An 11,587-nucleotide genomic window follows, 5' to 3' on the forward strand; every position below is an offset into this window, starting at 1 on the left:
TTGGCTCAGAGTCTCCCGAGTCCGTCGCGAAGGGCGGCCAGCATTCCCCTGTCGGCGCCGCCCGCCGCCCGTGCCACCGACAGCGGGGCACGGGCGAGCAGCAGGCCGTGGGCGACCAGGTCCGCCAGCAGGATCTTGGTCACCGACACCGGGAGGTCGAGGTCGGCGGAGACCTCGGCGACCGCGGCGGGACGCCGGCAGCGGTCCAGGATCATCCGGTGCTCCGGCTGGAGCCTGCCCGGATGGACCGGTGCGCCGCGTTCGTCCCGCGGGTCGTGTGCGGTCGTCAGCACGGTGATGAGGGTGAAGTCGTCCCGCTCGGGTGCGGTCCGGCCACGGGTGATGGTGTACGGGCGCACCATGGTGCCCGCCCCGTCCTCCTCCGTCTCCTCGTCCTCCCAGGGCGGGGTCACGCGCGCGGCCCGTCCCCGCCGCCGAAGGCGTCGAAGTCGCCCCGCACCGGGGTGCTGAGCTTCTGGCCGACCTGCTGGACCAGGTTGTGCATCGCCAGCGACATGATCTCGGCGTCCACCTCCTGGGAGGCGACGACGGCCAGGTGGGTGCCCTGGCCCGCCGAGATGATGAAGAGCCACAGCTCCGACAGCTCGACGATCACCTGGTGCACGCCGCCGCCGTTGAACAGCTGGCCCACACCGCGGGCCAGGGACTGCTGGCCGGTGCAGATGGCGGCCAGCCGCTCGGCGTCGGACCGCTCCACGGTGCGCGAGTGGCTCACCACCAGACCGTCGTCGGACAGCAGTACGGCGTTCAGGGTCTCGGCCACCGAGTCCACCAGGCCGTCGAGCAGCCAGTCGAGGTCCTGGTGGGTGGCGGTTGTGCGTGTCATGGCCGTTCTTCTCTCGTAGGGAGGGGGGCGGGAGGACCGGGCTGCGTCGGCGGCTCGTCGGTCGCGCGGGCGGCGCGGGACCGACGCTGGAAGGCTCCGATGGCGGCGCCGGCGCGGCGGGGTGCCGGCCGGGGCAGCGGGTTCTCGGACCGGCTGGGCTGCTGAGGCGCGGCAGGCCCGGAGGCCGGGTCGAGCCGCAGTTCGTCCGCGAGGCTGGCCTGTCGCACCCGTCGTGGCAACGGAGGTTCCGCCGCGGGCGCGGCCGGCAGCGCGGGCCGTCCCGGCCCGCCCCCCTGGCCGGTCGTGCCCGCGGCCGGCGGAGCCGGATGGTCGGGTTCGGCCACCGGCAGCCGGCCGGGGTGCCCGGCGGCCGGTTCCGGCTGCCGGGGTCCGGGAACCGGGAAACCGGCCCGGTCGGGGAGGCCTGCCGGATACGTGCCCGGGTACGCCTGGGGCGGAGCCGGGTACGACTCCTCGGGCACCGGGTACTGCTGCGGCACCGGGTACTGGCCCTCGGCCTTCATGTAGGGCTGTTCGGTCTCGCCGTACACGTCCGGACGGGCCCCGCCGTACAGGGGCGCGGGCACGGGGTGGCCGTACGCGGCGCCCGGTGCGGTGTCGGCGTACGGGGTGTACGGGTGCTCCAGGTCGCCGAACGGGTCGTCGGCGGCGGGGGCCGGCAGCGGCGGCTCCTCCCGGTCGGGGAAGGGCTCCTCCGCCACCGTGTAGGGCTCACCGGTGGTCTCGAACGGTGCGCCCGACGTGTGCAGTGCCGTGACCCCGGCGAGTGCCTGACCGCGGCCCCGGCTGGGCAGCGCGTCACCGTCGCGGGTCGGGGCGGGCTCCGGGGCCGGTGCGGCGCCCTCGGCCTCGGGGGACGGTACGGCCACCGGACCGGCGTGCGGGCCGGGGACGGTGAGCGCGTCGGGGACGAGCACGACGACCCGGGTGCCGCCGAAGGCGGAGTGCCGGAACTCGACCCGCAGACCGTGCTGGTCGGCGAGGCGCGCGATCACGTACAGACCGAGCCGGATGTCGTCGGAGTGCGCCAGCACGTCCATCCGGGGCGGCCGGCTCATCAGCTCGTTGGCCTCGGCGAGCTGTTCCTCCTCCATGCCGAGCCCGCGGTCCTCGACCTCGATGGCCAGGCCCCGGCTCACCCGGGCCGCCCTGACCTCTACGGGGCTGGGCGGCCTGGAGAAGCTGAGGGCGTTCTCGATCAGCTCCGCCAGCACGTGCGAGACCGGGCCGACGGCGCGCTCGGAGAGCCACGGGGCGCCGTCCAGGTCCAGCACCACCCGGCGGTAGTCCTGCACCTCGCCCTGGGCGGAGCGCATGACGTCCAGCAGCGGTACGGGCTTGCGCCAGCGCCGGTGCGGCGAGCCGCCCGCGAGGATCACCAGGTTCTCCTCGTAGCGCCGCAGCCGCGCGGTGAGGTGGTCGAGGTCGAAGAGGCCGTCCAGCACCTCGGGATCCTCGTGCTTGCGCTCCAGCTCGTCCAGCTTCTTGAGCTGCTGGCCGATCAGCTGCTGGGTGCGGCGCGCGATGCGCTGCAGCAGCCGCTCGAACCCACGGTGCTGGTCGGCCTGTTTGACTGCTGCCTGGAGGGCGCTGGTGCGGGCCAGGTCGAGTGCGTTGCCGAGCTGGGTCAGCTCGTCGGTCCGGCCGGTCGTGCCGTCGTCGCCGATGGCACGGGCCTCGGCCTCGACGTCGATGCGCTCGCCCTTGCCGAGCCGCTCGACGACGTCGGGCAGCGCCTTCTCCAGCTCCTCGGCCCGCTCCTGGAGCCGGCCGATACGGCGGCGCAGGTTGCGGGTGAGACGCCAGGTGATCAAGATGACCGCGATGACGGCGGCGAGGCCGATGACCGTGGTGAGGACCACCCTGATCAGCAGCGAGATGATGCTGTCCTTGCCCTCGGCGACCACCAGATCGGTGCGGTGCTCCATCAGCTTCACCAGCTGGGGAGTGAGATCGTCCATCGCTCCGCGCCAGGTCGACTCCTCGGCGCCGAGCGGGACGAAGCCGGCTCCGTCCGGATCGGCGGGCCGCAGCACCCGGTTCTCCACCTGGGTCTTGGTCTTCCAGGCCGAACTGGCGGCGATCTCGTCCCACATGGCCTTCTCGTCCGCGGGAAGGTAGGGGGCGATCTTGGTGGCGTACTGGAAGGACTGGCCGGAAACGGCCTGTCTGACCTGCTGGAGGTCCTCCGTGCTGAGCTTCCCCTTCGGCCAGCCGCGCGCCAGCAGGGCGTCCGACCGGGAGATCATCTCCTTGGCCCAGAACAGGTCGACGAGCGGCTGCGAGAGCGTGGTGATCTCGCCGTTGTCGACGTGGCTGAGTGCGGTGAAGAGCTGCAGGTCGACGGCGATCAGGTCCGTGTAGTAGCGGTACACGGCCTTCTGCTGGTCGTTGTCGCCCTCGTCGACGAGGGCGCGCTGGGCCGGGAGTTGGGTGATCGCCGTACGGGCCCTGACGACCGCGTCCCGGACCTCGCCTGGGGCGTCGTCGGTGGCGATGTCGGAGAGGGACTGGAAGCTGGTGATCGCTTCGTCGGTCAGTTTGCGCTGCTTGCGGAGCGCGTCGGTGGCACCTCCGTCGCGGGCCAGAGCCTCGGCGCTCAGCCGCCGCTCCTCCTGCAGGTTGTAGTACACGATGTTGGACGGCTGGCCGGCCTTCTGGGCCAACTGCCCCTGGGCTGCCTGTCTCTGGAAGTCGAGCAGAGTCTGACCACTGGTGACGGCCCAGAGGGCGGCCAGTGCGACACCGGGGACGATGGCCAGTACGAGCAGGGCCGTCCTCAGCGACATGGTGGTCGAGTCGGTCCGCCGTGACGCGCGCGTGCGCAGGGCATGCTCCTTGACGTGGTGCCAGTCTCACGACTGGTCAAATCAGTTGAGAACTTCGACAGATAGATATTAGTCACACTGCAAATAAAGAAAGGAATCGGGCTCACGTGTTCAGCACTGATCACGCACACCTTCACCATCAACGCGCGGAGCTGTCCGGAAAGTGACGTTACGGCGGCGCTCCCGAGTCGCGCACGGGCCGGTTCGGCGAGACGCTGAGGATGTCCGTACGCAGTCATGTGCCGCACCGGGGAGGGCCCCGTGGTCCCCGAACCGCCTCCGGGTCCCGCGGTCACGTCGTACGACGGCGACGGCCTCACCGTCGAATACGACGTGCACCGCGAACTGCACGCCGCCGAGTGCGTCCGCGGTGCGCCCGCCGCATCCGGCGCCCGGCGCCCCGGTGTCCCGTACGGCGACACCCCGGCCGCCACCGTCGGTGAGGCCGCCCGGCACTGCTCGCGGCCCGCAACGGATCGCACTGCGCGGCAGCGGGCGCGGCGCGCCGGACGAGTGAAGCGCGGCTGGGGATATATCTGTATTTAGTGCCCCTTGCCCGTTCTGAAACCTCCCGTACCGCACCACCCGGTGCCACGCCCCGTCGTCCGGCGACAGCCCGGGCGGGCGCGCCCCGGACGCCCTCCCGGGACGGGCGCGGGGCGCTGCGCGAGGCCCCATGACCGCGCTCGTCCTCTGCCACTTCGTCCTCGCCGCGTGCGCGCGCCCGCTCGTGCGCAGGCTGGGCACCCGCGCCTTCGTCGTCCTCGCGCTGCCCCCCGCCGCCACCACCTGCTGGGCGTTCGCCCAGTGGGACACGGTGGCCTCCGGTGCCTCGGTCACCTGGTCGTGGACCTGGATCCCCGCGTACGACGTCACCGTCGGGCTGCGCCTGGACGCGCTCGCCGAACTCATGGTGCTGCTCGCGGCCGGCGTCGGCACGCTCGTCCTGCTCTACTGCGCCTCGTACTTCACCGACGGCACCCCGCAACTCGCCGGATTCGCCGGGAACCTGCTCGCCTTCACCGGCGCCATGCTCGCCCTCGTCCTCACCGACGACCTGATCGCGCTCTATGTGTTCTGGGAGCTGACCACGGTCTTCTCCTACCTGCTGATCGGCTACGACAGCGAACAGCGGCACAGCCGCCGCTCGGCACTCCAGGCGCTCACCGTCACCACGTTCGGCGGACTCGCGATGCTGGTCGGCTTCCTGATCATCGGTCAGGCGGCGGGCACCTACCGGATCTCCGCGATCCTCGCCGATCCGCCGCCCACGAGCCTCGCGGTCTCCGTGGCCGTGGTCCTGATCCTGTGCGGCGCCCTGTCGAAGTCGGCGATCTGGCCGTTCAGCCTCTGGCTCCCGAACGCGATGGCCGCTCCCACCCCCGTCAGCGCCTATCTGCACGCCGCCGCCATGGTCAAGGCCGGTGTCTACCTGGTCGCCCGGCTCGCCCCCGGCTTCGCCGACGTACCCGTCTGGCGGCCCGTCGTGCTGGTCCTCGGCGCCGCGACCATGCTGCTCGGCGGCTGGCGGGCCCTGCGGCTCAACGACCTGAAACTCGTCCTCGCCTACGGCACCGTCAGCCAGCTCGGCTTCCTCACCCTGCTCGCCGGCGTGGGCAACCGCGACGCCGCCCTGGCCGCCGCCGTGATGATCCTCGGCCACGCCCTGTTCAAGGCACCGCTGTTCCTCGTCACCGGCATCGTCGACCACGCGGCCGGCACCCGCGACCTGCGCAGACTCTCCGGCGTCGGCCGGGCGCTGCCGTACGTCTGCGCGGTCGCCGTCACCGCCGCCGCGTCCATGGCCGCCCTGCCGCCGCTGCTCGGCTTCGCCGCGAAGGAGGCCGCCTTCGACGCACTGCTGCACGGCGACACCGCGGACCGCTGGGCGCTGGGCCTCACGGTGGCCGGGTCGATGCTGACCGTCGCGTACACCGCACGGTTCGTCTGGGGCGCGTTCTGGCGCAAGCCCCGTGTCGCCGACACCCCCGTCCACCGGGTCGGCCCGGCCTTCCTCGCCCCGCCCGCCGTGCTCGCGGCCTGCGGACTGGTGCTGGGCCCCGGCGTCGGGTGGACCGACCGGCTGCTCAGCGCGTACGCCGACACCTTCCCCGCCTCCGCCCACCCCTACCACCTCGCCCTCTGGCACGGCTGGGGCACCGCGCTGCTGCTCTCGGCCGTCGCCACGGCGGGCGGTGCGGTGCTCTTCGCCGCGCGCGGGGAAGTCACCCGGATCTCCCGGCGGATCGCCTGGCCGACCGCGGACAACGTCTTCGGCCATCTGCTGCTCGGCCTCGAACGGCTCTCCCTCCAGACCACCGGCTTCGTCCAGCGCGGCTCCCTCTCCGTCTACCTCGCCACCACCCTGCTCGTGATGCTCACCGGCCAGCTCGCGGTGCTCGGCGTCGACCGGCCCTGGCGCGGGGCCGCGGCCCCGCGCCTGTGGGACGTACCGCTGCAGGGCGCCGTCGCCCTGCTCACCTGCGCGGCGGCGCTGCTCTGTCTGACCGTCAGACGCCGGATGAAGGCCGTGGTGCTGGCCGGACTCACCGGCTACGGGACCGCGCTGCTCTTCGTCGTCCAGGGCGGACCCGATCTGGCGCTCACGCAGTTCTGCGTGGAGACCGTGTCGATGATCGTGTTCGTGCTGGTCCTGCGCCGGATGCCGGTGCACTTCCAGGAGTCGGTCAGCAGCTGGCGGCGTGCCGTGCGCATCCCGGTGGCACTGGCCGCGGCGGCCACCCTGAGCGTGGTGGTGTGGGTCGCGGCCGCCGCGCGCACCGCGGCGCCCGCCGGCGCCGCCATGGTCGAGGAGACCGCGCACCACGGCCTCAAGGACGTGGTCGCCACGATCCTCGTCGACCTGCGGGCCTGGGACACGATGGGGGAGTCCGCCGTCCTGGCCGCCGCCGCGATCGGCGTGACGAGCCTGATCTACCTGCACCGCCGGGCCGAGGGGGCCGGCGCACCGGCGGAGACCCGGGGACACACCGCCTGGTCGGTGACCACGACCCCGCTCACGGGCCTGCCGCACGGCGACGAGGGGGCCCCCGAGCGCGGCTGGCTGGCGGCCGGCGACACGCTCGCGCCCGAGCACCGCTCCATCGTCTTCGAGGTCGTGGCACGGCTGCTGTTCCACCCGATCCTGGTGCTCTCGGTGTATCTGCTGTTCTGCGCCGAGAACATGCCGGGCGGCGGATTCGTCGCCGGACTGGTCGCGGGGGTCGCGCTGATCACCCGCTACCTGGCGGGCGGCCGCTTCGAACTCGCCGAGGCCGCGCCCCTGCAGCCCGGACTCTTCACCGGCCTCGGCCTGTTCCTCTCCACCGGAGTGGCACTGCTCGGCCTCGCCGACGGAACGGTCCTGCACGCCTGGACCTACCACGGACACCTCCCGCTGATCGGCGACTTCCACTTCGGTACGCCGGTGATCTTCGACTGCGGGGTCTATCTCCTGGTCCTGGGCGTGGTGCTGGACATCGTGCGGGCCCTCGGCGCCAAGATCGACCGGCAGATCGAACGGGCCGCGGCGGCCGACCGGGCGGCGGCCGGACAGACAGGCGGAGCCCCGCCCGGACCCGCCACCGGACCGGCGCCCGAGACGGGAGGCACCACCCCGTGACCGTCAGCGCCTCGCTCCTCGCCACCGCCGCGGTCCTGTGCGCGGTCGGCGGCATCCTCATGCTCACCCGGCCCCTCACCAGGATCCTGCTGGGCGCGGTGATCGCGGGGAACGGCATCAACCTGCTCGTCCTGTCCGCCACCGGCTCGGCCGGCCGTGAGCCCCTCCTCTACGGCGTCGACCTGGCCCGGGTCACCGACCCGCTGCCCCAGGCCATCGCCCTCACCGCGATCGTCATCACACTCGCCACCACCGCGTTCCTGCTCGCCATGGCCTACCGCAGCCACCAGCTGACCGGCACCGATGAGGTCCACGACGACCAGGAGGACCGGCGCATCGTGCTGCGCGCCGAGGTGCTGGGGGAGCGCGACGAACTGCGCGAGCGCTACCGGTCCGCATCCGACCGCACCGCCGAGGAACGCCGCCGTTACCGCGAGGAGCGCCGCCGTCTGCGGGCCAGACTCCGCGCCGACCGGGCCCTCCAGGCCCGCGGCCGGGACGCGACCGGCGACCTGTGGCACGACGTCCTGGGCGCTGACCCGGAGGACTACGAGGCGGCCCGGCCCACCGAACCGGGAACACCCGAAGCACCCGACGCACCCGAACCCACTGACCCCGAAGCACCCGAAGCACCCGACGACCCGAACCGAGGAGACACCGGGTGAACGCACTCGTCCCGCTGCCGGTGCTGCTGCCCCTCTGCGCCACCGGCCTGAGCCTCGCCTTCGGCACCCGGCTCAAACAGTTCCAGCGCTTCATCAGCGTCGCCGTGCTCACCGCCGTACTCGGCCTCTCGGTCACCCTGATGATCGAGGCGGACATCGAAGGACCGCTCACCGTCCACCTCGGCGACTTCGCGCCGCCGCTCGGCATCACCCTGGTCGCCGACCGCCTCTCCGGACTGATGCTGACGGTCTCATCGGCCGTCACCCTGTGCGTCCTCGTCTACTCGCTCGGCCAGGGCATGGCCGACCGGGACGAGGAGACACCGGTGGCGGTCTTCCACCCCGCCTACCTGATCCTGGTCGCCGGCGTCTCGTGCACCTTCCTCGCCGGTGACCTGGTCAACCTGTACGTCGGCTTCGAGATCATGCTGGTCGCCAGCTTCGTGCTGCTCACGCTCGGCGGCACCGGTCCCCGGGTCCGGGCCGGCTCCACGTACGTGATCATCTCCCTGTTCTCCTCGATGCTCTTCCTCACCGCCATCGCCATGACGTACGCGGCCACCGGCACCGCCAACTTCGCCCAGCTGGCCGGCCGCCTCGCCGAACTCCCGCTGGGCGTCCAGACCCTGATCCAGGCGATGCTGCTGACCGTCTTCGCCATCAAGGCCGCCGTGTTCCCGCTCGCCGCCTGGCTCCCCGACTCCTACCCGACCGCGCCGGCCCCCGTGACCGCGGTCTTCGCCGGACTGCTCACCAAGGTCGGCGTCTACTGCATGCTGCGCACCGAGACCCTGCTCTTCCCCGGCAACCGGCTCGGCGACCTGCTGATGGCGGCCGCCCTCGCCTCGATGGTCGTCGGCATCCTGGGCGCCGTCGCCCAGACCGACCTGAAGCGGCTGCTCTCCTTCACCCTGATCAGCCACATCGGCTACATGGTGTTCGGCATCGGCCTCGCCACCAGGGAGGCGTACGGCGGCGCGATCGTCTACGTCGTCCACCACATCACCGTCCAGACGACGCTGTTCCTGGTGGCCGGGCTGATCGAACGGCGCGGCGGCACCACCGAGCTGACCCGGCTCGGCGGCATCGCCAAGGCCGCCCCGCTGCTCGCCGTCCTCTTCTTCGTCCCCGCGATGAACCTGGCCGGCATCCCGCCGCTCTCCGGATTCATCGGCAAGCTCGGACTCATGCGGGCCGGTGTCGCCGACGGCGGCGTCTGGGCCTGGATCCTCGTCATCGGATCGACGGCGACCAGCCTGCTCACCCTGTACGTGATGGCCAAGGTCTGGAACCTCGCGTTCTGGCGGGCCGCGCCTCCCGGCCAGGCCGCGGACGGCACGGTCCTGGAGTCCGACGACGACAGCGACGACGACGACAGCGACGAGGGCCCCGACCGGATGCCGGGCACCGGCGACGAGGGAGTCCGGCTGCGCCACGAGCCGGCCGGGCGCGCGGTCGCGGCCACTCTCCACGGCCGCGCCGTCACCACCACGACCAGGCTGCCGCACCTGATGACCTGGGCCACCGCGGCCACGGTCGCGCTCGGCCTCGCCTTCACCGTGTTCGCCGGACCACTGACCTCGTACACCGACCGCTCGGCCGCCGAACTCATCGCGCGCGTCCCCTACATCGAGGCGGTGCTCGGCCGGTGAAACGCCTGATCACGTTCCCCTACCGGAACAAGAACCTGCCCCCCTTCAGCGTGGAGTTCGGCAGTCGCCGGCCGCGCGTGCTCGACCTCCCGCTGATCGCCTGGCTCACCGTCATCTGGGTGCTGCTCTGGTCCAGCCTGAACTGGGCCAACGTACTGACCGGTGCCCTGGTCGCCGTCGCCGTCTGTCTGGCGTTCCCCCTGCCCCAGGTCGATCTGGGGCTGCGCCTGCACCCCTGGGGCATCCTGCGGCTGGCCGCCTATCTCCTCTACGACATGTACACCTCGGGCGTGAAGGTCACCCGGCAGATCTTCGGGGACCACCCGCACCGGGCCGCGGTCATCGCCGTACCGCTGCGCTGCCGCTCGGACCTGATGCTCACGGCGACCGCCGTCGCCGTGTCGAACGTGCCGGGCGGGTCGGTCGTCGAGGTGCGCCGCGCCACCGCCACCGTCTTCGTGCACGTCCTCGATGCGGACCGGCCCGCCGAACTGGACGCCGCCCGGCGCTCCGTGTGGCGCCTGGAGGAGCTGACCGTACGGGCCTTCGGCACCCGCGACGAGATCGACCGGGTCGCCGGACCGCTGCCGCCCGCACCGCACACCGGCGAGCGGCCCGGAGAGCGGGAGGAGGGCTCATGAGCGCGCCGGAGACCGTCGACCGGGTGCTGCTCACCGCGGCCGTCGTCCTGATCGTCCTCGCCGGGGCGGGGCTGCTGACCCGGATCTGGCGCGGGCCCTCGATGCTGGACCGGGCGATCTCCCTGGACGTCTGCGCGGCACTCATCATCGCCGGGCTGGGCGCCAAGTCGGCCTTCGCCCGGGACCCGTTCTACTTCCCGATCATGCTGGTGCTGGCCTTCCTCGGCTTCACCGGTTCGGTCGGCATCGCACGCTTCATCGCGGTACGCGACCGGCCGCCGGGCCGCCCGCCGGCCGGCGGCGAGCAGCGGACCGACGAGGAGGCACCATGAGTCTCTGGCTCCAGATCGTCGACACGGCGGGCGCGGTCCTGCTGCTGACCGGGGCGGCGATCTGCCTGCTCGGCGTGATCGGCATGCTGCGGCTGCCGGACGTCCTGTCCCGCAGCCACGCGGCGACCAAGCCGCAGTCCCTCGGCATGCTGCTCGTGCTGGCCGGGGTCGCACTCCGGCTGCGCAGCGGCATGGACCTCGCGACGCTGGCGCTGATCGGCTTCTTCCAGCTGATGACCGGTCCGGTGGCCGCGCACCTGGTCGCGCGCTCCGCGTACCGGACCGGCCAGATCGACCACGGCGAGCTGCTCTTCGACGAACTGGACGAACAGCTCACCGAGGAGGGCTGACCGCGCCGGCCCGTTCAGCCGCTCCCGGGCCGGTCAGAACTCCTGGCGTGCGGCGCTGCGGCCGGCCGCGGACAGGAGCGAACCGATCGCGATCCCGATGACGAGGTACAGCGCGGCCGAGCCGATCCTGGCGTCCAGCGGGGCGGACGTGGTGAAGGGCAGCAGCACCATCACGGCGGTGGCGAGCGTGACGATCCAGACGAAGAACGTGCCCGGCTGCGGTGTCGCCAGCATCAGCAGGTGCAGCAGCGCCGTGGCCACCAGGGCGGCGAGCGCCGCCCCCATGGCCAGCACCCCCGTCGACGCGTCACCCATCGCCCCGTCACCCTCGGGCGCGAAGACCGGGATCCCCAGCACACCCCGGATCAGCAGCAGCCCGACGACGGCGGTGAGCGCGGCGACGAGCGCGGTCATGGCGCCGCCCGCCCACAGCCGCCCGGCATCGACACGGGGCCGCCGGTGCGGGGGCGTGTGCTGCGACGGGACGTACCCGGTCTGCCGGGTCTGCTGCGTCCGCCACTCATAACCGTCCTGTGGGTCCATGACCGGACCTCTCCCCTCGATCGACCGAATTCCGATCGTCGGACGGCCCCCGGGCGACGGCGACCGGGCGCGGGCCGTACGGGTGA

The 11,587-nt window shown here is 72.5% G+C and carries 11 protein-coding genes; 7 read left to right on the forward strand and 4 right to left on the reverse strand.

Features of this window, described 5'->3' with window-relative positions; genetic code table 11:
- Positions 1-5: 5 nt before the first annotated feature.
- The 3 genes from OG408_RS30670 to OG408_RS30680 are packed head-to-tail and all read right to left on the reverse strand — an operon-like array spanning position 6 to position 3,657.
- Positions 6-413 (reverse strand): DUF742 domain-containing protein, encoded by a 408-nt coding sequence (locus OG408_RS30670; protein WP_442806077.1) that lies wholly within the window; start codon positions 411-413, stop codon positions 6-8.
- The gene (locus OG408_RS30675) at positions 410-847 is read right to left on the reverse strand and encodes a roadblock/LC7 domain-containing protein (protein ID WP_266783989.1); all 438 of its coding nucleotides are present in this window, start codon (positions 845-847) and stop codon (positions 410-412) included. Before OG408_RS30675 ends, OG408_RS30670 begins: the two co-directional genes overlap by 4 nt.
- Positions 844-3,657, reverse strand: coding sequence for a nitrate- and nitrite sensing domain-containing protein (locus OG408_RS30680; protein ID WP_326673103.1), 2,814 nt, complete (start codon positions 3,655-3,657; stop codon positions 844-846). Before OG408_RS30680 ends, OG408_RS30675 begins: the two co-directional genes overlap by 4 nt.
- Before the next feature lie 300 nt (positions 3,658-3,957).
- Between OG408_RS30680 and OG408_RS30685 the strand changes: the two genes are divergently transcribed.
- The 7 genes from OG408_RS30685 to mnhG all read left to right on the forward strand — a co-directional run bounded on the left by OG408_RS30685 (position 3,958) and on the right by mnhG (position 10,958).
- Positions 3,958-4,242 carry a hypothetical protein gene (locus tag OG408_RS30685; protein ID WP_326673104.1) on the forward strand — a complete coding sequence of 95 codons (285 nt, stop codon included), beginning with the start codon at positions 3,958-3,960 and terminating at the stop codon, positions 4,240-4,242.
- A 130-nt stretch (positions 4,243-4,372) separates the two neighbouring features.
- A complete protein-coding gene (locus OG408_RS30690; RefSeq protein ID WP_326673106.1) occupies positions 4,373-7,318 on the forward strand; it encodes a Na+/H+ antiporter subunit A in 2,946 nt (981 codons plus the stop codon).
- On the forward strand, positions 7,315-7,983 hold the full coding sequence (locus OG408_RS30695) for a Na(+)/H(+) antiporter subunit C (RefSeq protein WP_326673108.1): 669 nt from the start codon (positions 7,315-7,317) through the stop codon (positions 7,981-7,983). The genes OG408_RS30690 and OG408_RS30695 overlap by 4 nt, the downstream gene beginning before the upstream one ends.
- Entirely contained in the window at positions 7,980-9,635 is a 1,656-nt protein-coding gene (locus tag OG408_RS30700; protein WP_266783997.1) for a Na+/H+ antiporter subunit D, read from the forward strand. Before OG408_RS30695 ends, OG408_RS30700 begins: the two co-directional genes overlap by 4 nt.
- Entirely contained in the window at positions 9,632-10,276 is a 645-nt protein-coding gene (locus OG408_RS30705) for a Na+/H+ antiporter subunit E (RefSeq protein ID WP_266783999.1), read from the forward strand. The genes OG408_RS30700 and OG408_RS30705 overlap by 4 nt, the downstream gene beginning before the upstream one ends.
- Positions 10,273-10,608, forward strand: a complete 336-nt coding sequence (locus OG408_RS30710; RefSeq protein ID WP_266784001.1) for a monovalent cation/H+ antiporter complex subunit F — start codon at positions 10,273-10,275, stop codon at positions 10,606-10,608. The genes OG408_RS30705 and OG408_RS30710 overlap by 4 nt, the downstream gene beginning before the upstream one ends.
- Positions 10,605-10,958 carry a monovalent cation/H(+) antiporter subunit G gene (gene mnhG, locus OG408_RS30715; protein WP_266784003.1) on the forward strand — a complete coding sequence of 118 codons (354 nt, stop codon included), beginning with the start codon at positions 10,605-10,607 and terminating at the stop codon, positions 10,956-10,958. The genes OG408_RS30710 and mnhG overlap by 4 nt, the downstream gene beginning before the upstream one ends.
- A gap of 33 nt (positions 10,959-10,991) precedes the next feature.
- Here mnhG and OG408_RS30720 read toward each other — a convergent pair whose 3' ends face one another.
- Entirely contained in the window at positions 10,992-11,501 is a 510-nt protein-coding gene (locus tag OG408_RS30720) for a DUF6069 family protein (RefSeq protein WP_266784005.1), read from the reverse strand.
- Between the last annotated feature and the right edge of the window lie 86 nt (positions 11,502-11,587).

Source organism: Streptomyces sp. NBC_01257 (genome assembly GCF_035917255.1).
In the GTDB taxonomy this organism is placed as follows: Bacteria; Actinomycetota; Actinomycetes; order Streptomycetales; family Streptomycetaceae; genus Streptomyces.

Bases quoted from the DNA above. Each gene is read 5' to 3' on its own strand.
- OG408_RS30710 (WP_266784001.1), top strand. From the start codon at position 10,273: ATGAGCGCGCCGGAGACCGTCGACCGGGTGCTGCTCACCGCGGCCGTC.
- mnhG (WP_266784003.1), top strand. From the start codon at position 10,605: ATGAGTCTCTGGCTCCAGATCGTCGACACGGCGGGCGCGGTCCTGCTG.
- OG408_RS30720 (WP_266784005.1), bottom strand. From the start codon at position 11,501: ATGGACCCACAGGACGGTTATGAGTGGCGGACGCAGCAGACCCGGCAG.
- OG408_RS30675 (WP_266783989.1), bottom strand. From the start codon at position 847: ATGACACGCACAACCGCCACCCACCAGGACCTCGACTGGCTGCTCGAC.
- OG408_RS30690 (WP_326673106.1), top strand. From the start codon at position 4,373: ATGACCGCGCTCGTCCTCTGCCACTTCGTCCTCGCCGCGTGCGCGCGC.
- OG408_RS30680 (WP_326673103.1), bottom strand. From the start codon at position 3,657: ATGTCGCTGAGGACGGCCCTGCTCGTACTGGCCATCGTCCCCGGTGTC.